We start from the raw sequence: 20780 nt of genomic DNA on the forward strand, positions 1-20780 counted from the left end.
AACCGCCTGGGTCTGGCTATCTCAGGCACGTTTGCTCGTACGCCGATTGACCAATGCCTGAATTTGTCCTCACCCTCTTTACGAGTAAAGAAAAGTGACATCTCACACGTTCCAAAACGGCCAACACCGCCCAGCCGCGACAGCAGCTAGAAGCGCTAAAACACTGCCCACCAACGCCATTCTGCATCAGCAGCTAGTAGCGCTAAAACACTTCCCCACTCACGCTATTCTGCATCAACAGCTAGAAGCGCTAAAACATCGCCCACTCACGCGTGACCGATGCGCAAGCCGCGAACAGCCAGTTCCGCCCCTACACCACCAAGGCGGGATTCGACCGCGCCAGCCTGGCGGTGTCCTGGGAATATGAGATCTCGCGCGCCTGGTCGGTCAACAGCACGGTGGCCGTGACCCGCATGCTGGGTGACAGCGGCAACAGCCCGATCGTGCGCATCGCGCGAAGCGGGCAGACTTCGCCGGAGAGGACCTGAAGCGGTGCGTTTCGGCACCATGGTGGGGACAGTCGTCTATACTTGTCAGCATGCTAACAAGTTGGTGAGTGGAATGTCCTCTGCAAAACGTCAAACGACGCGCGCCGCGACGCCGGTCGAGGATCCGGCGCAGTCCGAAACGGACCCGGCCAAGGAGCTGCTTTGGGCGCGGCCCGGCTTTCTGGTGCGCCGCCTGCACCAGATCCACGTGGCCATGTTTTTCGAGGAATGCAAGTCGGCCAGCATCACGCCGGTGCAGTACGCCATCCTGACCGTGCTGTCCGTGCTGCCGGGGCTGGACCAGACCGCGCTGGGGCAGGAGGTTGGCTTTGACCGCACCACCACCGCCGATGTGGTGCGCCGGCTGGAGGAGCGTGGCCTGGTCGAGCGCAAGGACAATCCGGCCGACCGGCGCACGCGTCACGTCCACCTGACCAAGGAAGGGCAGACCGTGGTGGCATCGCTGCGCGCCGACATGGAGCGCGCGCAGGAGCGCATGCTGGCGCCGCTGCGCCCGGCCCAGCGCAAGGTGTTCATGGACTTGCTGTCGACGCTGGTCGAGGCTAACAACGACTATAGCCGCACCGTATTGCGCATCATGTAGTGAAGGCGCGCCGGCATGGGGCCGGCGCCTGGATCAAACCGGCTCACACCGGCTCACACGGGATAGACCAGGTCGTTGGCGATGATGGTGGTGTCGTACACGACCTGGCGCTCCGCCAGCAGCAGCTTGCCCTCGATGCGGGCGAAGCGGTCGTGATAGGTGCCCGCCATGTGGATGGTGGTAGGGCCTTCGACCAGCGTCTGCAGCAGCAGGAAGCTGGCCTGCGCCTGGATCTCGCCAAACTTGCTTTCATCGGTGACGCGCGTATTGGTGACCAGATGCAGCATATAGCGCGGCGCGAACATCTGGGTGCGCGCAATCGCCACCGCCCGGTCGTGCATCATGCCGCGGCCTTCGGCGTAGACCAGTCCCACCGGCATGCCGAGCTCCACGTTCTCCCGCGCCGTGACGCGGTAGATGCAATCCTCGGTAAAGAACTCCGGCCACGTTTCCACCATGCCGGCGTCGAGCACGGCGCAGTATTCGCTGTGGAAGGCGTCGATCTCCATGCGCAGCGCTTGCGCGCGCGCGGGGGCCAGCTTGCAGGGGCGGAAGAGACTATGCGCCATCGGTGTCATGGTTGGTGTGATCGTCAGTGTCATGCTGTCTCAGAACCCCATCACGCTGCGATAGTATTGGTACATGGCGCGGATCGCGGATTCCGAGATCAGCGAGTTGGCGGTGCCGACGTGGCCGGGATCCAGCTTGAGTACATTGCGGTCGGTGCTGGAGCGGCGCACGCCTTCCTGCACGAACTTCATCGCTTCATTGTCTTCCAGGCCGAGGAAGCCGGCCGGGCCCATCAGGTTGCCCTGGCGCAGGCGGTGCCGCGTCATCTCTTCGGTGTCGTCCTCGTAGCCGAACATGGTCCACTGCATCAGCATGCTGTCCGGGCCATTGGGCACGATCTGGCGCACGCCCAGCGTGTTCATCTCGCGCTGCACGATCAGGTTGGGCCAGATGGTCTGCATGGTGACGGACCACGGCGAATCGAATTCCTTGATGTACTCCAGGAAGCGGTCGTCCTGCAGGCGCATGCCTTCGTGGTAGGAGCGCATTTCCTTCTTGTTCTCGTCGCTGACCGCCGCGTACTTGTCTTCCTTCTTGGCCGAGGCCATGGTGCCGTGGCGGCCGTGCACCGGGTCGGCGATCATGGCCGAGTCGTTGCCGGCGACCAGCAGGCCAAACACCACCAGGAAGGAGTGCAGCAGCGTGGCGTGGTACGGGTCCTTCAGGTTCTCGTGGTACATCTTCCAGTTGCAGGGCAACTCGTTCTTGTAGTACCCGAGGATCTTGAGCGGCTTGCCGTTGAACACTACATCGAAATCCTTGAGGATTTCCGGCGTCATGTACGCGTCCAGCGGCTCCATGTCGCTGGCGTACGAGGCAAAGATCACCCCGTTGCGCATGGCCACGTTGAGCTTCACCAGGCCATGGTCTTCATTGCGGAAGTCCTTCGGCATGCCGCCAGCGCGGTTCACGCCGCGCTTGAAGGGCACGCCCTGCAGGTTGCCCTTCAGGTCGTAGGACCACTGGTGATACGGGCAGACGAACTCCTTGGCGTTGCCCTGGCCATGGCGGCAGAACTCCGCGCCACGGTGCGCGCAGCGGTTCTCGAAGACATTGACGGAGCCGTCTTGCGCGCGGGCCACGACGACGGGCGTCGGTCCGACATAGGAGCGCTTGAAGTCGCCGGCATTGGGGATCTCGGCCTCCAGCGCGACGAAGTTCCACGAGCGGCCGCGGAAGATCTTTTCCAGCTCCAGGTCATACACGGCGTTGCTGGTGTACACCCAGTCCGGGATGAAATGCAGGGCGTCTTCCGGCCACTGGCAGGCGGCCAGCTCGGCATCCTTGGCGCGCGGCGTGCGGTTGATGACCGCATGGGTCTGGTACATGTTGGTTCCTCGTTCGGGATCTTGGGGATCTTCAGGATTGGGTTTCGCTCGCGCGCGCGGCGGTGGCTTCGCGTACCGCTTGCTTCAAGGGCAGGGCGGTGTCGCACAGCAGGCCGATCTCGCAGGCGGTGCGTAGTTCGATCAGGTTGCGGAGCTGGCGCAGGTCGCCGCCCGCGTTGACGGCGATGGCGTGGCGCAGTTGCGCGCCGGCCATGCCGAGCAGCAGGAATTTAGGGGGCTTGTCGCCGTCAGGTGCTTCGGCGCTGCCGCGCAGCGTGTAGACCAGCGCGGGGTCCACGGCGCCCTGCATCTGGATATTGCAGCCGAGCTGGTCGCTCCAGAACCAGGGCACGGCGGCCGGGGCCGTCTCCACGCCGAGCATGGCGGCCGCGGCGATGCGGGCCTGCTCATTGGCGTTCTGCCACGATTCCAGCCGCACCTCCTGGCCAAACAACGGCTGGTACTGGCTGGTGCAATCGCCAGCGGCAAACACGCCCGGCGCGCTGGTGCGGCAGTGCATGTCGACCTGGATGCCGCCGTTGCCCGGATGGAGCGCAAGCCCGGCCGTCTCCGCCAGGCCCACATTGGGATGCAGGCCGATGGCCACCACCGCCAGCGGCGCGCGCAGGGCGGTGCCATCCGCCAGCATGACGGCAACCTCGTGCGCGGCCGGCGGGATCGACGCGATCCCGCAGCCCAGCCGCAGGTCGATGCCGAGGCTGCGCACGCGTTGCGCCAGCCAGTCCGAGAACACGGGTGGCACGGCGCGCTGCAGCAATCGCGGCGCGGCTTCGATCACAGTGACTTCCAGCCCCATGGCGCGGGCGGTGGATGCGGTTTCCAGCCCGAGGAAGCCGCCGCCGATCACCAGCACGGCACGCTCGCGGCGCAGCGCGGCCCGCAGGCCGCGCGCATCGGCGAGCGAGCGCAGGTAGTGCACCCGGGGCTGCCCCTCGGGCAGGGCGGGCAGGGTGCGGGCCCGCCCGCCGGTGGCCAGCAGGCAGCGGCTGAAGGCAATTGCCTCCCCGTTGGCGCAGTGCGCGGTGGCGCTGGCGGGATCGAGCGAGGCCACCGTGGTGCCCAGGCGCAGCTCGATGCCTTGCCCGGCATAGAAGCCGGCCGCGTGCACGCCGATGCGCTCGTCCTGCTGCTCGTCCGCCAGCACGGCCTTGGACAGCGGCGGGCGCTCATACGGCGCATGGGCCTCGCCGCCCACCATGACGATGCCGCCGTCATGGCCCAGCGAGCGCAGCGCGGCGGCGGCGGTGGCGCCAGCCTGGCCGGCGCCGATGATCAGGATGGGGGCGTCTTGTGGCATGACCGGCGCTCAGGCGGTGACCATGACATCGACCAGCACGTCGCTGTCCACGATCTTGACCGGGTAGACGCGGATGCCCTGGGTGGCGGGCGCACACATGGCCTGGCCGGTGCGGATATCGAAGCGCGCCTGGTGCAGCGGGCATTCGATGCAGCCGTCCTCCAGGTAGCCGTCCGACAGCAGCGCGTACTGGTGCGTGCAGACGTTGTCGGTGACGAAGTATTCCCCTTCGCTGCGGTACAGGGCCAGTTGCGCGTCCCCGAGCGTGAGCGGCATCACTTCATCGTCCTGAAGCTGGCCGGTCGTGGCGATCTTGGTCCAAGCCATGATGCATCTCCTTTAATCAGTATGCTGATCATTAATGCTCAGTGTACTGATTTAAATTGCCGACTGAATCAGCGTTAACCCTTGGGCGTGGTCGAGGCGGCGGAATGGCCGTGGAAGGGCGTGGCGGCGCTGGCCGGGGCAGGGCGCGCCAGTGCGGCCCTGCGCTCCAGCAGGGCTTGCACCTCGCCCATGATGCCGCGGCGGAAGGTGAGCACGCAGACCACGAAGATCAGGCCAGTGACCATGCTGACCGACTCGCCCAGCGTGTTGAACCAGTCCACGCCTGTCAGCGCGGCCAGGCTGCTGCCGGCGTCTCCCAGCTTGTTCTCGAGCGCGACGATCACCAGCGCGCCCAGGATGGGCCCGGACAAGGTGCCCATGCCGCCAACCAGCGTCATCAGGATGACGGATCCGGACATGGCCCAGTGCACATCGGTGAGCGTGGCAAAGCCGAGCACCAGCGTCTTCAATGCGCCCGCCAATCCCGCCAGCGCGGACGACAGCACAAAAGCCAGCAGCTTGAAGCGGTCCGTGTCATAGCCCAGCGAGATGGCGCGCGGCTCGTTCTCCTTGATGGCCCGCAGCACCTGCCCGAACGGCGAGTTGACCACGCGCGCGATCAGCAGCAGCGCAGCGCCGACAACGATGGACACCACGTAATACATGGTCAGGTCGCCTTCCAGCGAGAGCAGCCCGAACAGGCTGCCGCGCGGCACCGCTTGCAAGCCGTCCTCGCCGCCCGTTACCGGCGCCTGCAGGCAGAAGAAATAGAACATCTGCGCCAGCGCCAGCGTGACCATCGCAAAGTAGATGCCCTGGCGGCGGATCGCCAGCGCGCCAAAGGCCAGGCCGAGCAGTGCGCCGAACGCCGTGCCCGCCAGCAGCCCGAGCTCCGGCGTGGCGTGCAGGGATTTCATCATGTAGCCGCAGGCATAGGCCGCGCCGCCAAAGAAGGCGGCATGGCCGAAGGACAGCAGCCCGGTAAAGCCCAGCAACAGGTTGAAGGCGCAGGCAAACAAGGCAAAGCACATCAGCTTCATCGCCAGCACCGGATAGGCGCCGAGAAACGGCGCCAGCGCGACGGCCACCATCAGCAAGGCCCCGGTCAGTCTTGCGCGAGAATCATGGGTCATCATTTTTCCTTTCCGAACAAGCCGGCGGGGCGCACCATCAGCACGCACACCATGGCCACGAAGACGACGGTTGCCGAGGCTTCCGGGTAGAACACCTTGGTCATGCCTTCAAACACGCCCAGGCCAAGGCCGGTAAAGATGGAGCCGAGGATCGAGCCCATGCCGCCGATCACCACCACGGCAAACACGGTGATGATCAGGTTCTGGCCCATCAGCGGCGAGATCTGCATCACGGGCGCGGCCAGCACGCCGGCAAAGGCGGCCAGCCCCACGCCGAAGGCGTAGGTCAGCGTCACCAGCAACGGCACATTGATGCCGAATGCCTCCACCATGCGCGGGTTCTCCGTGCCGGCGCGCAGGTAGGCGCCAAGCCGCGTCTTCTCGATCACGTACCAGGTGGCAAAGCACACGACGAGCGAGGCCACGACCACCCAGGCGCGGTAGTTGGGCAGCACCATGAAGCCCACGTTGGTGGCGCCCGTCAGCGCCTCGGGCGTGGCGTAGGACAGGCCGGAGACCCCGTACGCCGAGCGCAGCAGCCCTTCGATCAGCAGGCAGATGCCAAGCGTCAGCAGCAGGCCATAGAGGTGGTCGAAGCGATAGAGCCGGCGCAGCATGGTGCGCTCCAGCACCACGCCGAGCACGCCTGTGGCGAGCGGGGCGAAGAGCAGCATCAGCCAGTAGTTCAGCTCCAGGTAGTTCAGGCCGGCCCAGGCCAGCACGGCGCCCAGCATGAACAGCGCGCCATGGGCGAAGTTGATGACGTTGAGCAGGCCAAAGATCACTGCCAGCCCGAGGCTCAGGATGGCGTAGAACGAGCCGTTGACGAGCCCGAGCAGCAACTGGCTCAGCAGGGCGGGCATGGGTATGCCAAAAAAGTCCATGACGATGTTTCCTTACACGCCAAGCAGGGCGTTCAGCGTGGGCATCTTGCGCGCGAGCGCGTCGGCGTCGAAGCGCTCCACCATGCGGCCGTGCTCCATCACGTAGAAGCGGTCGGCGAGCGGCGCGGCGAAGCGGAAGTTCTGCTCCACCATGACGATGGTGTAGCCGCGTTTCTTGAGCGTGGTGATCATTCTTGCGAGGGTTTGGACGATGACCGGCGCCAGGCCTTCGGAGATCTCATCGAGCAACAGCACGCTCGCGCGGGTGCGCAGGATGCGGGCGACCGCCAGCATCTGCTGCTCGCCGCCCGACATGCGCGTGCCCTGGCTCTTGCGGCGTTCCCACAGGTTGGGGAACATCGCGTAGATCTCGTCCAGCGGCATCGGCTCACGGCCGGCGGCGTTTGCACCCGCACCGTCCGGCTTGAACACTGGCGGCAGCATCAGGTTTTCCTCGCACGACAGGCTGGAGAAGATGGCGCGCTCCTCCGGGCAATAACCCAGGCCCAGCGGCGCGATGCGGTGCGTCTTCATGCCGATGGTCTCGGTGCCGTTGACGCGGATCGAGCCCTTGCGGGCGCCGACCAGCCCCATGATGGCGCGCATGGCGGTGGTGCGGCCCGCGCCGTTGCGGCCCAGCACGGTGACGACCTCGCCCGGGCTGACGGTCAGGTCCACGCCATGAAGGATGTGGGATTCGCCGTACCAGGCGTGCAGGTCCTTGATCTGCAGGGCAGGGGTGGGCTGGCTAGTGGGTTGGCTCATCATGCGGCCTCCGTCAGTTCGGCATCGGCCGTACCCATGTACGCCTCCATCACCTGCGGGTTGCGCGCCATTTCCTCGTACGAGCCTTCGGCCAGGATGGCGCCGCGCTGGAGCACGGTGATGCGCTCGGCGATGGACGACACCACGCTCATGTTGTGTTCCACCATCAGCACGGTGCGTCCCGCGGAAACTTGTTTGATCAAGGCCGTCACTACCTCCACGTCTTCGTGCCCCATGCCTTGCGTGGGCTCGTCGAGCAGCATCAGCTCGGGGTCCATGGCCAGCGTGGTGGCGATCTCCAGCGCGCGCTTGCGGCCATAGGCCAGCTCGGCGGTCGGCAGGTCGGCGAAGCCTTCCAGGCCGACGGCCTTGAGCAGCGAGACGGAGCGATCGTTGAGCTCGTCCAGCGAGCGCTTGCTTTTGCAGAAGTGATAGGCGGTGCCGAGCTTGCGCTGCAGCGCCACCCGCACGTTCTCCATCACGGTGAGCTGCGGAAATACCGCCGAGATCTGGAAGGACCGGATCACGCCCTTGCGGGCGATCTGGGCAGGACGCTCGCGCGTGATGTCCTCGCCGTTGAACAGGATGGTGCCGGCGCAGGGCGCGTGGAACTTCGTCAGCAGGTTGAAGCACGTGGTCTTGCCGGCGCCATTGGGCCCGATCAGGGCGTGGATGGTGCCGCGGCGCACGCGCAGGTCGACCTTGCTGACGGCGGTGAAACCCTTGAACGCCTTGGTGAGCCCGCGGGTTTCAAGGATGACGTCAGCCTGGCTCATGCATGCTCCGCTTTGCTGTCGTTGTTGTCATTGTTGTCATTGCGTGTTGCTGCATAGTGCGGTTCAGCATTGCGGCTCACTTCTTCACCAGTGCGCATTCGCTGGCGGACAGCGGGCGGAAGGCCGAGTCGCCAGGGATGGTGCCGAGGTACTTGACCAGATCCCACGGGCCCTTCGACTCCGCCGGCGACTTGGCCTGCGCCAGGTACATGTCATGCACCATGCGGCCGTCCACGCGCACCTTGCCGCCGTGCACGAAGTCGTCGTTGACAACGAGGGCGCGCATCTTTTCCGCCACCGCCGGGCCATCCACCGTCCTGGCGGCTTCCACGGACTTCAGGTAGTGCAGCACGCCGGAGTACACGCCGATCTGGCCGTGGGTCGGGTAGGCCTTGTGCTTGGCGTAGAAGCGCTCGACGAACGCCTTCGACCTGGCATCGAGGTCGGTCTTGAACGGGTCCACATAGGTCAGGCCCTGGGCCACGCCGGGGCCCAGGCTCTTCAGGTCGGTGATGAAGGTCGACGGCGTGATCACGGTCTGGCCGCCCTTGATCAGGCCGAATTCACCCGCGGCCTTGACGCCGTTGATCATGTCGTTGCCGGCGTTGGCCAGCACCACCACCTTGGCCTTGGACGCGGAGGCCGCCACGATGGGGCTGCTGAAATCGCTGGCGTTCAGCGGATGCTTGGTGCTGCCGACGTTCTTGCCGCCGCTGGCCTCCACCTCCTTGCGGAAATCCGATTCCAGCGACTGGCCCAGCGCGTAGTCCACGGTGATGTAGTACCAGCTGTTCTTGCCATCGGCGATCAGCCGCTTGACCAGCGGCGCCGACACCGAATACGTATCCCAGCCCCAGTGGAAGCCGGTAGGCGAGCAGTTCTGGTTGGTCAGCGCCATGGCGCCGCCGGTGGAGACGATATTGATCTTCTGCTTTTGTTTGGCGATTTCCTGCACCGCCAGCGCGGTGGAGGAGTTGGGGAAGTCGATCACCATGTCCACGCCATCGGTGTCGAACCAGCGGCGCGCCAGCGACGAAGCGATGTCCGCCTTGTTCTGGTGGTCGCCGGAAAGCACCGTGACCGGCTTGCCGAGTGCTTTGCCGCCGAACTCTTCCACGGCCATCTGCGCGGCGAGCACCGAGCCGCGGCCCGAGAGATCGGCGTAGGAGCCGGACATATCGGTAATCACGCCGACCTTGACGCCGTTGGCATCGGCCAGCGCAGCGGTGCTGCACAGCAGGGCCGTCAGGGCGGTGAGGGCGGGGATAAAGATAGGAACCGGGGAAGTGCGGCGTGCTTTATGCAGAGACTTCATGGGGGCGCTCCAGGCAGGGTGAATGGGGAAACAGGAAACCAGGAATCAAGGCAGTGGCGTCACTTCGCCATGCATCGTTTTGCGTGCCCCGGCTTTGTCCTGGTACAACGCTCAGTATGCTGACTATAAACTGCAGTGTACTGAGCAAATTCCGGGCCAGATGGGAAAGCCGGGCTAGGCGGATCAGGTGTCGAGGTCGCGGCCCCGGGTCTCGGGCACGAACACCATGCCGACGACAAACGCGATGGCGGCGATCGAGACTGGATACCAGAGGCCGAAGTACACATTGCCGCTGGACACGTTCATCGCTGTCACCACGAAGGACAGCATGCCGCCCACCCAGCCCGCACCGAGGTGGAAGGGCAGGGACAGCGAGGTGTAGCGGATGCGCGCGGGGAACAGCTCGACCATGAACGCGGCCAGCGGGCCGTACACCATGGCAAGGAAGAGGATGGGAATCAGCAGCATCAGGAACAGCATCGGGCGGTTGATGGCCGCCGGGTCCGCATGCTCCGGCCAGCCAGCGGCGACCAGCGCCTGCTTGATCAAAGCTTTGTCAAAGCCCTGCAGGGTCGTGTCGCCGATGCGCAGATCGGGCTGTGCGCGGGCCTCGTCCTGCGTGAACTCGTAGCCGACGCCGAGATCCGTCAGGTAGCCCTTGACCTTGTCGCACGCCGACACCGGCTCGGCAAACAAGCGGAAGTGGCAATCGCCGGCGCGCAGCTGCACGGCGTTGCGCTGCTGGAACTGCTCCAGCGCCGGGTTGGCGTAGTGCGTCAGCGCCTTGAAGATGGGCTGGGTGGTCAGCGCCGCCAGCAGGCAGGCGGCCATCATGATGTGCTTGCGGCCGATCCGGTCCGACAGCCAGCCGAAGAACAGGTAGCAGGGCGTGGCGATCACCAGGGCGATGCCGATCAGCAGGTGCACCAGCTCCAGCGGCACGTGCAACGTCTTGTTGACGAAGAACATCGTGTAGAAATGCCCGGTGCCGAAGATGGCGCCGAGCCCGGAAGCCACCACGAACAGCAGCAGCACGTACTTCAGGTTGGCCCAGTTGGTGAAGCTGTCCAGGATGGGCGACCTCGACGTGGCGTTGCCCGCTTTCATGCGGGCGAAGATCGGCGATTCATGCAGCTTGCCGCGGATATAGACCGACACCACCAGCATCAGGAACGAGACCAGGAACGGCAGGCGCCAGCCCCATTCGCGGAACTGCGCCTCGGTGAGAAAGGTCTTGAGCAGGTACACCACCAGCAGTGAAGAGAGCAGGCCGAGCGTGGCGGTGGTCTGCAGCGAGCTGGTGTACAGGCCGCGCTTTGCCACCGGAGAATGCTCGGCGACGTAGGTCACCGCGCCGCCTACTTCGCCGCCCAGGGCCAGGCCCTGCAGCAGGCGCAGCACCACCAACAGGATGGTCGCGGTGATGCCGATCTGGCCGTAGGTGGGCAACAATCCGACGCCCACCGTGGCGATCCCCATCAGCAGGATCGTCACCAGGAACGTGTACTTGCGGCCGATCTTGTCGCCCAGCCGGCCGAACAGCAAGGCGCCGATGGGACGCACCAGGAAGCCCGCGCCGAAGGTGGCCAGGCTGGCGAGGAAGGCTGTGGTCTCGTTGCCGGGCGGGAAGAACAATGCACCAAAATAGACCGCCAGCGCCGCGTAGATATAAAAGTCGTACCACTCCATCAGCGCCCCGAAAGACGACGCGAGGATCACCTTGCGTTCTTCCCTTGTCATGCCCTGCTTGCGCACGGCGGCACCATCATTGGTCAGGCTGATCGTCATGGTCGTTTCTCTCCGGGGGCAGTCAGCCTGCGCGTGTGTGTGCTCCACACTGTCAGCATGCTGAGTAATTTCAATCAGTGTACTGAGCAGAATTTGTCAGTGTTATGGGGGTTAACCCTTTTGGCGCCGGCTAGACATTCCCCAACCTCGTTGCTATATTAAAAATGCTCAGCATACTGATCAATTGGCCAGCCCCCACCCAAACAGGAGTCGCCACAGCATGACGAGAATTCGGAAGATTGCCCTGGAAGAACACTTCATGGCCCCCGGTTTCCAGGCCTATTCGAAGGGATATCTCCAGCACATCGACGCAGCGGTCATGGCCGATCTCGCCAAGCGCCTGGCTGATTTCGACGACATTCGCATCGGCGAGATGGATCGCGCCGGCATTGATTTCACCATCCTGTCGCAGACCGGCCCGGGTGTGCAGGGCGAGACGGATCGCGCTGCCGCCCTTGGCCGCGCTCGCGAGAACAATGACTTCCTGGCGGCCCAGGTGGCGCGCCATCCCACGCGCTTCGCCGGCTTTGCCGCGCTGCCGATGCATGACCCCGTGACGGCGGCGGACGAGCTGGAGCGCGCGGTCAAGCAGCTCGGCTTCAAGGGCTCGCTGGTCAACGGCCATACGCAGGGCGTGTATTACGACGATCCTGCCTACGACGTCTTCTGGGAACGCATGCAGGCGCTGGACGTGCCCATGTACCTGCATCCGACCGATGCGTTTGTCGCGCCGCACGTGTATGCCGGCCATCCCGAAATCAGCGGCGCGGCCTGGGGCTGGGGCGTGGAGACGGCAAGCCATGCGCTGCGCCTGGTGTTCGGCGGCGTGTTCGACCGCTTCCCCAGGCTCAAGCTCATCCTCGGCCATATGGGGGAGGGCCTGCCGTTCCAGCGCTGGCGTTTCGACAGCCGCTTTGCCGTGTACTCGCATGGCATCAAGCTGGCGAAGAAGCCGTCGGAGTACATCGGCAGCAATATCGTGATCACCACGTCGGGCGTGTGCTCGCCGGCCGCGCTCAACGGCGCCATTGCCGAGATGGGCGCCGAGGCCGTGCTGTTCTCGGTCGACTACCCCTACGAATCCACCGCGATTGCCGCTGATTTTATCGAGCAGGCACCGATGGACGAAGCCACCCGCAGCCTGGTCTGCCATGGCAATGCGGAACGTATTCTCAAGCTTTGAATATAGGTACACCGGATTCTGGTGCTGATGGTTTTCTCCCCTCTCCCGCTTGCGGGAGAGGGGCGGGGGAGAGGGCGGGCGGTGGCAATAGCGAAGGCTCTCACTTCGAGCTAGCACCCACCCTCTCCCCCAGCCCCTCTCCCACTGCGTGGGAGAGGGGAGCAAACCAGCGGTAGGCAAACGCACTCAAGTCCGACAAACCTGAACATCCACTTCCGACATTACGGAGCGCCCCGTGCAAAAAACTTTCCGGATCGGCCAGATCGTGCCGAGTTCCAACACCACGATGGAAACCGAAATCCCCGCGATGCTGCTCGCGCGCCAGCAGGTGCGGCCCGAGCGGTTCACCTTCCACTCCAGCCGCATGCGCATGAAGAAGGTGGTCAAGGAAGAGCTCGCCGCGATGGACGCCGAGTCCGACCGCTGCGCACTCGAGCTGAGCGACGCCCGCGTCGACGTGCTTGGCTACGCCTGCCTGGTGGCCATCATGGCAATGGGCCACGGTTATCACCGCGTCTCGGAAAAGCGCCTGCAGGCCCATACCGCGGCGAACGGCGCTGACGCGCCGGTGGTCACCAGCGCCGGCGCGCTGATCGACGCGCTCAAGGTGATCGGCGCCAAGCGCATCGCGGTGGTCGCGCCATATATGAAGCCGCTGACCGAGCTGGTGGTGGACTACATCCGCAACGAAGGCTACGAGGTGGTGGACTGGCGCGCACTGGAAATCCCGGACAACCTCGAAGTCGGCCGCCATGACCCTGCAAAGTTGCCTGGTATCGTCGCGCAGATGAACACCAAGGACGTGGACGCCATCGTGCTGTCGGCGTGCGTGCAAATGCCGTCGCTGCCGGCGGTAGCCAAGGTGGAAGCCATGACCGGCAAGCCAGTCATCACCGCCGCCATCGCCACCACCTACGCCATCCTCAAGCAGCTCGACCTGGAACCCATAGTGCCGGGCGCAGGCGCCTTGCTCTCGGGGGCTTACTAAAATGCGTACCTTTGTTTGCGGCGGTAACGTCCACGCCAACGGCATCCGCCAGCACTATCTCCGCTATGGCGGCCACACCGGCGCGCGCGTGACGCGCGATCCGGTGATCGTGGTGCCGGGCATCACCAGCCCGGCCATCACCTGGGGCTTCGTCGGCGAGCGCCTGGGCGAGCAGTTCGACACCTATGTGCTGGATGTGCGCGGCCGTGGCTTGTCGTCCGCGTCGGACACGCTCGACTACAGCCTGGACGCCCAGGCCGCCGATGTGGTGGCCTTCGCCCAAGCCATGAACCTGCCGAGCTACAGCGTGGTCGGCCATTCGATGGGCGCGCGCATCGGCATCCGCGCCGCGCGTAGCCGGCCCGCCGGGCTGGCGCGGCTGGTCATGGTGGATCCGCCGGTATCCGGCCCGGGCCGGCGCGATTATCCGGCACAGCTCGCGTGGTACGTGGACTCCATGGCGGTGGCGCGCCACGGCGTGGATATCGAAACCATGCGGCGCTTCTGCCCTACCTGGACCGACGAGCAACTGGCGCTGCGCGCCGAATGGCTGCACACCTGCGACGAGCGCGCCGTGCTGGCCAGCTTCCAGGGCTTCCATACTGACGACGTGCATGCCGACATGCCAGGCCTTGGCGTGCCTGCCTTGCTGATGGTGGCCGGCCGTGGCGATGTGGTCCGCCCCGAGGATATCGAAGAGGTCCGCGGGCTGTTGCCGCAGCTCCAGGTCAGCCACGTGCCGGGCGCCGGCCACATGATCCCCTGGGACGACGAGGCCGGCTTCTACCGCGCGCTGGGCGATTTCCTCGGCGCCGAAGTTGTCCCGCAGCAAAGGGCCGCGGCCTGAGTTACCGATCACAGGAGAGAACATGCCAGTCAGCGAGCACGCCTTGATCCAGGCCTGGAAACAGGTCCTAACGCTGTCCCGGCTCGCGCCAGGGCAGACCGTCACCATCCTGACCAGCGCCGCCACGCATCCGCAGACGCTGTCGTGCGCGCTGGTTGCCACGCAGGCTATGGGCGCCATCGTCAATCGGCTGGACCTGCCGCCCGTCAACGCGGACAAGGCCCTGAGCCGCGACCCGCTGGCCTACCTCGGCACCACGGCGCTCACCGGCAACCGCGCGGCTATTGCCGCGCTCAAGGAGAGCGACCTGGTGCTGGACCTGATGACGCTGCTGTTCTCGCCCGAGCAGCACGACATCCTGAAGACCGGCACCAAGATCCTGCTGGCCGTGGAGCCGCCGGAAGTGCTGGTGCGCATGGTGCCCACCGAAGCCGACCGCGAGCGCGTGAGCGCTGCCAACGCGCGCTTGTCGGGGGCCAAGGAGATGCATGTGGTATCGGACGCGGGCACCGACCTGCGCTGCCCGCTCGGCGAGTTCCCCGCCATCAGCGAGTACGGATTCGTCGACGAGCCGGGGCGCTGGGACCACTGGCCCAGCGGCTTCGTGCTGACGTGGCCGAACGAGCGTGGCGCGAGCGGCCGCATCGTGCTTGACCGTGGCGACATCCTGCTGCCGCAGAAGGGCTACGTGGCGGACCGTGTTGAGCTGACGGTGGAGGGCGGCTTTGCCACGCGGATCGAAGGCGGCCTGGATGCCGAACTGCTGAACGACTACATGGCGTCGTTCAACGATCCCGAGGCGTATGCCATCTCGCATATCGGCTGGGGCCTGCAGCCGCGCGCGCGCTGGTCCACGCTGGGGCTGTACGACAGGGAGGCGTCCATCGGCATGGATGCCCGCGCCTACGAGGGCAATTTCCTGTTTTCGCTTGGCCCCAACAACGAGGCAGGGGGCAGCCGCACCACCGCCTGCCACATCGATATCCCGCTGCGCAACTGCACGGTGCGCCTGGACGGCGAGGACGTGGTCAGGCAAGGCAAGGTACTGGACGGATGGAACCGCAAATGACCGCTTCGACAACACCGCATTCTGAACTCCCGACTTATGCACGCCAGGGTTTCGGCACGCAACTGCCGCTGCAAGGCCCGGTGGGCCTGCTGATCGTCGACTTCGTCAACGGCTTCGCCGATCCGGCGATGTTCGGCGGCGGCAATATCGCCGAGGCTATCGCCAACACGGTGCCGCTGCTGGCGGCTGCGCGCGAGCAGGGCTGGCCTGTGGCGCACAGCCGCATCGTGTTTGCCGACGACGACGCTGACCACAACATCTTCACGCTGAAGGTGCCCGGCATGCTGACGCTGAAGGAGCACGGGCCGGCCAGCGCCATCGTTGCGCAGCTGGCCCCGCGCGAGGGCGAACTGGTGGTGCGCAAGACCGTGCCGTCCGCCTTCTTCGGCACGTCGCTGGCGGCGTGGCTGACACAGCGCGGCGTGCGCACACTGGTGGTGGCCGGCGCGGTGACCAGCGGCTGCGTGCGGGCCAGTGTGGTGGATGCGATGTCGCACGGCTTGCGCCCGCTGGTGGTGTCGGACTGCGTGGGCGACCGCGCGCTCCAGCCGCACGCGGCCAACCTGTTCGACATGGAGCAGAAGTACGCGGCCGTGATGCCGCGCGAGCAGGCGCTGGCGGTATTGGCCAGGCTCTGAGCGGCGTCCAGGACGCACCATGCGCGAGCATGGGCGCAAGCCCCAATTGACGGCCGCCGCGCGTTTCGCCAATGTGTCGATAAGCTCAGTGCACTGAATATATGCCGCCGGATGCGCGATAGAAAGGTGCACGGAACTTGCTTGCTGACCTGCCGGTTGCCGGGCGATACGCAACCCACGAACCCACAAAGCAGTCACGGACGGCGGCAAGCCCGGACTGGAGGAATGTATGGACAATGACCACATCGAGAAGGAAGGCGGGCAGGGCGTAGGCGCCCGCGTGGCGCGCAAGGAGGACGCGCGCCATCTGCATGGCAAGGGCCGCTTTGTCGCCGACATCGCCATGCCGGGCTTGCAGGAGGTTGCGTTCCTGCGCAGTCCCATGGCGCACGCGCGGCTGCTGGCGCTGCACAAGCCGCAAGGGCTGGAGCACGTGGTGATCGGGCGCGAGGACATGCATGGCGCGCTCGACATCAAAGCCGACTCGGCCTTTCCGTCCTACCAGCCGTCGGCGCAGCCGCCGCTGGCCGCCGGCAAGGTCCGCTTTGTCGGCGAGCCCATCGCCATGGCCTTCGCGCCGACCCGCGCGCAAGCCGAGGACATTGCCGAGCGCATCGTCGCGGAACTCGATGAACTGCCGCCCCTGACCGACGTCGATGGCGCGCGGCAGGCCAGCGCCACCACGCGGGTGCACGAGCACTGGAAGGACAACCACTTCCTCACGCTCACCGCGGACAAGAATTTCGACACGCTCAGCAAGACCGCCTCTGTGGTAGTCAGCCGCAAGATCGACCTGGCGCGCCAGTGCATGGTGCCGATGGAAGGCAAGGCCGTGCTGGCCTACTGGGACCACCAGTTCGACCAGCTGACCGTCTACAGCGCCACCCAGGTGCCGCACATGATCCGCACGGTGCTCAGCCATTGCCTGGGCCTGGAGCAGGAAAAAGTCCGCGTGATCTCGCCCGACGTGGGCGGCGCCTTTGGTTACAAGTGCGTGCTGCAGCAAGAGGAGCTGTGCATCGCCTGGCTCGCCATGACGTATCGCACGCCATTCCGCTTTATCGAAGACCGGCGCGAGCACCTGACCGCGGGCGCCAACTCACGCGAGCACCACTACGAGGTCACGGCCTATGCCGACGCGCGCGGACGCCTGCTGGCGCTGGATGCCAAGATCGCCATCGATGGCGGCGCCTATTCGGTGTGGCCCTTCACCATTGGCCTCGAACCCGGCCAGGCAATAGGCAACCTGCCGGGGCCGTACGCCTTCGACGGGTACCGCTGTATCACGGAATGCGTGGCCACCAACAAGCCCGGCTTCGTGCCATACCGCGGCGTGGCGCGCACCGGCGTGTGCTTCGCCATGGAACTACTGATGGATGCACTGGCGCGCGAGGTCAAGCGCGAGCCGTGGGAGATCCGCTGCGAGAACCTGGTGCAGCCGGAATCCATGCCTTACGTCAACGTCACCAACAAGCACTTCGATGGCGGCGACTACCCGGCCAGCGTGCGCAAGGCCGCGCAGATGATCGGGCTGGCGCGCATCCGCGAGCGCCAGCGTGAAAGGCAGAACAATGCCTCGGCAGGCTCGTGCTATCTCGGCGTGGGCTTCGGCACCTACACCGAGCAATCGGCGCACGGCACCTCGGTGTTCGCCGCCTGGGGCACGCCGGTGATCCCCGGCTTCGATTCCGCCACCGTGCGCATCACGCCGGACGGCGGGCTGGAAGTCCGCGTCGGCGTGCACTCGCATGGCCAGGGCATGGAAACCACCTTTGCCCAGATCGCGCACGAGATCCTTGGCATCGATGTGTCGCGCGTGAAGGTCGTGCATGGGGACACCGGCGTGACGCCATTCTCCACCGGCACCTACGCCTCGCGCTCGCTGGTGATGTCGGGCGGCGCGGTGTCGCGCGCCTGCAAGGCGCTGGTGCCGCGGCTGCTGAAGATCGGCGCGCATATTCTGCAACGCCCCGAGGGGGAGGCAGCGCTTGCCGGCGGGTCGGTCAAGGCCGGCGACGCCGCTGTGCCGATCAGCGCGATCGCCAACGCCTGGTACATCAATCCGCAGCGGCTGCCTGCCGATGTGGATCCAACCGGGCTGGAAACCACCATGGGCTACAAGCCCAATGTCGACACCGGCAGCTTCACGTACTCCACCCACGCCGCGCTGGTGGAGGTGGACACCGATTCCGGCCACGTCGAAATCCTCGACTACGTGGTGGTGGAAGACTGCGGCACCATGGTCAATCCCATGGTGGTGGAAGGGCAGACCTACGGCGGCGTGGCGCAAGGCATCGGCACGGCCATGTTCGAGGAGATGCGCTACGACGGCAACGGCCAGCCGCTGGCCTCCACGCTGGCCGACTACATGCTGCCCGGCCCCACCGAGATCCCCTCGATCCGCATCCACCATTTCGAGACGCCGTCGCCGCACACGGAGTTCGGCGCCAAGGGCATGGGCGAAGGCGGCGCCATCGCGCCGCCGGCCGCCATCTTCAATGCGGTCAACGATGCGCTGGGGCAGTTCGGCGTGGAGTTGCTGGAGACGCCGCTCACGCCGCGCAAGGTGCTCGAAGCGCTGGCCCGCGCCGAGCAAGCGCAGAAGCCGCAAGCCACGCCAACCAGAGAGGCGGCCTGAACCATCATGAAAGCAGCTGCATTTACCTATCACGCGGCCCCCACGCTGGCCGCTACCTGCGCCGAGCTGGCGGATCGCACCGACAACGCCAAGGTCATGGGCGGCGGACAGTCCATGGGCCCGATGCTTAACCTGCGCCTGACGCGCCCCGGTGCCATATACGATCTGTCGAAACTGGCCGAGTTGCGGACCGTCACCGCGCAGCAGGAGCGCGTGCGCATTGGCGCGGCAGTCACTCATGCGCAGATCGAGGACGGCGAATTCCCGGAGCTGCGCGGCGGCATGCTGCAATCCGTGGCGAGCGGCATCGCCTACCGCGCCATCCGCAATCGCGGCACCATCGGCGGCAGCCTGGCGCATGCCGATCCCGCAGCGGACTGGGTGGTGGTGCTGACCGCCGTCGGCGCCGAGATCGAACTCGCATCGAAAGCCGGCACGCGCATCGTGCCCATGACGCAATTCATGCTGGGTGCTTACACCACAGCGCTCACCGAAGGCGAGTTGATCGCGGCGGTGCATGTGCCGCCCCAGCCCGACGCCGCACGCTGGGGCTACCACAAGCTGTGCCGCAAGACCGGCGAGTTCGCCGAGGCGAGTTGCGCTGCCTACTTCGATCCGTCCACGCGCTTCGCCCGCATCGCGCTGGGCGCGCTCGACGGCGCACCGGCGCTGCTGCGCGGCCTCGCCAACGACATTGCCGTGCAAGGGCCCGCCGCGCTCACGCCGCAGGCCGTGCTGTCCGCCGTGACAGAGGCCACGCCCGGCAAGGATGCGATCGACCGCAAGCTCTACTGCGCCGCCGCCACTCGCTGCATCCAACAACTTTTTAACTGAGGGCCGCAGTGGAAACCATCGCACTAACGATCAATGGCCGCGCCGCTGCCGGCGCCTGCGCGCACCGCACCCACCTGGGCGACTTCCTGCGCGACGCACAGGGCCTGACCGGCACCCACCTGGGCTGCGAGCACGGGGTTTGCGGGGCCTGCACCGTGCTGGTCGACGACAAGCCCGTGCGCTCCTGCATCACCTTTGCCAGCGCCTGCGCGGGCAGCAAGGTGGTGACCATCGAAGGCTATAACGACGACCCCGTGATGCGCGACCTGCGCGCCGCGTTCAACCGGCACCACGCGCTGCAGTGCGGCTACTGCACGCCCGGCATGCTGGCCACCGCCCGCGACATCGTGCTGCGGCTGCCGGATGCCGACGAGGCCATGATCCGCCATGAGCTCTCCGGCAACCTCTGCCGCTGCACGGGCTATATGGGCATCGTGGCCGCGATCAGCTCGGTGCTGGCGCAGCGCAAGCCGCAAGCTGCGGGCAGCGCGGTGCAAGCCGTAGCAGCCGGCGTGAAACGCGAGTTCGTCTGCTTCACACCCGCAGCCGACAGCACCGGCCAGGCACAAGCCGCACCTGCCGCCAAGGAAGAAGCCGAGCGCAGCGCCGACAAGAAAGGCTGGTCGCGCATCGACGGCGGCTTCAAGGTGCCGTTCCCGGTCGACGACGTGTGGCGCTTCATGGCGGACCTGCCGGCGGTGGCAAGCTGCTTGCCGGGCGCGGCGCTGACCGAGCAGGACGGCGACCGCGTCAAGGGGCACGTGGCGATCAAGTTCGGCCCGATGGCCGCGCGCTTCAACGGCGCGGCGCGGCTGGAGCGAGACGATGCGAACCGGCGCGGTGTGCTGAAGGGCGCGGGGCAGGATTCGCTGAGCAACTCCAAGGCCGCGGGCGATATCACCTATGTGTTGCAAGCGATATCGGCGGGCGAGACGGAAGTGCTGATCGACCTGCAGTATTCCCTGCAAGGCCCGCTCGCGCAGTTCTCCCGCTCGGGGCTGGTGCGCGATTTTGTCCGGCGCATGATGGCGGATTTCGGCAAGAACGTCACCCGCAAGATGGATCCGTCGCTGTCGGATAGCGAGCGCAGCCAGGTCACGGAGATGAATCCGGTAGCGATGATGCTGGGCGTGATGTGGGAGAGGGTGAAGCGGGTGTTCGGGGTGGCCCGCTGACGCGGGGGTTGCGTTTGTGGACGGGGTTTTATTGCTTCTAGTGTCCTGCGTCAGAAGTTCCTTGCATTATTGACACCACATAGTAGTCTGCGTTGAAGGCACGCAAACGGCG

At 65.8% G+C, this 20780-nt stretch carries 20 protein-coding genes; 10 read left to right on the top strand and 10 right to left on the bottom strand.

The window, feature by feature from the left end:
- Nucleotides 1-272: 272 nt before the first annotated feature.
- A complete protein-coding gene (locus ACGLHR_RS42900; protein ID WP_400101973.1) occupies nucleotides 273-488 on the top strand; it encodes a MipA/OmpV family protein in 216 nt (71 codons plus the stop codon).
- A gap of 73 nt (nucleotides 489-561) precedes the next feature.
- Nucleotides 562-1092 (top strand): MarR family winged helix-turn-helix transcriptional regulator, encoded by a 531-nt coding sequence (locus tag ACGLHR_RS42905; protein WP_400101974.1) that lies wholly within the window; start codon nucleotides 562-564, stop codon nucleotides 1090-1092.
- A 53-nt stretch (nucleotides 1093-1145) separates the two neighbouring features.
- Here ACGLHR_RS42905 and ACGLHR_RS42910 read toward each other — a convergent pair whose 3' ends face one another.
- From ACGLHR_RS42910 to ACGLHR_RS42955, 10 genes are all read right to left on the bottom strand, one after another.
- A complete protein-coding gene (locus ACGLHR_RS42910) occupies nucleotides 1146-1661 on the bottom strand; it encodes an aromatic-ring-hydroxylating dioxygenase subunit beta (protein ID WP_400101991.1) in 516 nt (171 codons plus the stop codon).
- A 39-nt stretch (nucleotides 1662-1700) separates the two neighbouring features.
- Entirely contained in the window at nucleotides 1701-2990 is a 1290-nt protein-coding gene (locus ACGLHR_RS42915) for an aromatic ring-hydroxylating dioxygenase subunit alpha (RefSeq protein ID WP_400101975.1), read from the bottom strand.
- A gap of 31 nt (nucleotides 2991-3021) precedes the next feature.
- Nucleotides 3022-4308: an NAD(P)/FAD-dependent oxidoreductase gene (locus ACGLHR_RS42920; protein ID WP_400101976.1), complete on the bottom strand. Its 1287-nt coding sequence runs from the start codon at nucleotides 4306-4308 to the stop codon at nucleotides 3022-3024.
- 9 nt (nucleotides 4309-4317) lie between these two features.
- A complete protein-coding gene (locus ACGLHR_RS42925; RefSeq protein WP_318237639.1) occupies nucleotides 4318-4635 on the bottom strand; it encodes a non-heme iron oxygenase ferredoxin subunit in 318 nt (105 codons plus the stop codon).
- A 74-nt stretch (nucleotides 4636-4709) separates the two neighbouring features.
- Entirely contained in the window at nucleotides 4710-5768 is a 1059-nt protein-coding gene (locus tag ACGLHR_RS42930; protein WP_400101977.1) for a branched-chain amino acid ABC transporter permease, read from the bottom strand.
- Nucleotides 5768-6652 carry a branched-chain amino acid ABC transporter permease gene (locus ACGLHR_RS42935; protein ID WP_400101978.1) on the bottom strand — a complete coding sequence of 295 codons (885 nt, stop codon included), beginning with the start codon at nucleotides 6650-6652 and terminating at the stop codon, nucleotides 5768-5770. Before ACGLHR_RS42935 ends, ACGLHR_RS42930 begins: the two co-directional genes overlap by 1 nt.
- Nucleotides 6653-6664: 12 nt before the next feature.
- Nucleotides 6665-7420: an ABC transporter ATP-binding protein gene (locus ACGLHR_RS42940; RefSeq protein ID WP_400101979.1), complete on the bottom strand. Its 756-nt coding sequence runs from the start codon at nucleotides 7418-7420 to the stop codon at nucleotides 6665-6667.
- A complete protein-coding gene (locus ACGLHR_RS42945; protein WP_400101980.1) occupies nucleotides 7417-8193 on the bottom strand; it encodes an ABC transporter ATP-binding protein in 777 nt (258 codons plus the stop codon). Before ACGLHR_RS42945 ends, ACGLHR_RS42940 begins: the two co-directional genes overlap by 4 nt.
- A gap of 76 nt (nucleotides 8194-8269) precedes the next feature.
- The gene (locus ACGLHR_RS42950; RefSeq protein ID WP_400101981.1) at nucleotides 8270-9508 is read right to left on the bottom strand and encodes an ABC transporter substrate-binding protein; all 1239 of its coding nucleotides are present in this window, start codon (nucleotides 9506-9508) and stop codon (nucleotides 8270-8272) included.
- 183 nt (nucleotides 9509-9691) lie between these two features.
- On the bottom strand, nucleotides 9692-11296 hold the full coding sequence (locus ACGLHR_RS42955) for an MFS transporter (RefSeq protein ID WP_400101982.1): 1605 nt from the start codon (nucleotides 11294-11296) through the stop codon (nucleotides 9692-9694).
- A 220-nt stretch (nucleotides 11297-11516) separates the two neighbouring features.
- Between ACGLHR_RS42955 and ACGLHR_RS42960 the strand changes: the two genes are divergently transcribed.
- From ACGLHR_RS42960 to ACGLHR_RS42995, 8 genes are all read left to right on the top strand, one after another.
- On the top strand, nucleotides 11517-12479 hold the full coding sequence (locus ACGLHR_RS42960; protein WP_400101983.1) for an amidohydrolase family protein: 963 nt from the start codon (nucleotides 11517-11519) through the stop codon (nucleotides 12477-12479).
- Between the two features lie 235 nt (nucleotides 12480-12714).
- Nucleotides 12715-13467, top strand: coding sequence for an Asp/Glu racemase (locus ACGLHR_RS42965; RefSeq protein WP_400101984.1), 753 nt, complete (start codon nucleotides 12715-12717; stop codon nucleotides 13465-13467).
- Nucleotide 13468: 1 nt separating this feature from the next.
- A complete protein-coding gene (locus tag ACGLHR_RS42970; RefSeq protein WP_400101985.1) occupies nucleotides 13469-14314 on the top strand; it encodes an alpha/beta fold hydrolase in 846 nt (281 codons plus the stop codon).
- A 22-nt stretch (nucleotides 14315-14336) separates the two neighbouring features.
- Complete coding sequence (locus ACGLHR_RS42975; RefSeq protein ID WP_400101986.1) at nucleotides 14337-15383, top strand: 2,5-dihydroxypyridine 5,6-dioxygenase; 1047 nt, start codon at nucleotides 14337-14339, stop codon at nucleotides 15381-15383.
- Nucleotides 15380-16021, top strand: coding sequence for an N-carbamoylsarcosine amidohydrolase (locus ACGLHR_RS42980; protein WP_400101987.1), 642 nt, complete (start codon nucleotides 15380-15382; stop codon nucleotides 16019-16021). Before ACGLHR_RS42975 ends, ACGLHR_RS42980 begins: the two co-directional genes overlap by 4 nt.
- Nucleotides 16022-16250: 229 nt before the next feature.
- The gene (locus tag ACGLHR_RS42985) at nucleotides 16251-18659 is read left to right on the top strand and encodes a xanthine dehydrogenase family protein molybdopterin-binding subunit (RefSeq protein ID WP_400101988.1); all 2409 of its coding nucleotides are present in this window, start codon (nucleotides 16251-16253) and stop codon (nucleotides 18657-18659) included.
- 6 nt (nucleotides 18660-18665) lie between these two features.
- On the top strand, nucleotides 18666-19493 hold the full coding sequence (locus tag ACGLHR_RS42990; protein WP_400101989.1) for an FAD binding domain-containing protein: 828 nt from the start codon (nucleotides 18666-18668) through the stop codon (nucleotides 19491-19493).
- An 8-nt stretch (nucleotides 19494-19501) separates the two neighbouring features.
- A complete protein-coding gene (locus ACGLHR_RS42995; RefSeq protein WP_400101990.1) occupies nucleotides 19502-20668 on the top strand; it encodes a 2Fe-2S iron-sulfur cluster-binding protein in 1167 nt (388 codons plus the stop codon).
- The last annotated feature ends 112 nt before the right edge of the window (nucleotides 20669-20780 follow it).

The organism is Cupriavidus sp. CuC1 (genome assembly GCF_044627735.1).
Lineage (GTDB): Bacteria > Pseudomonadota > Gammaproteobacteria > Burkholderiales > Burkholderiaceae > Cupriavidus > Cupriavidus ulmosensis.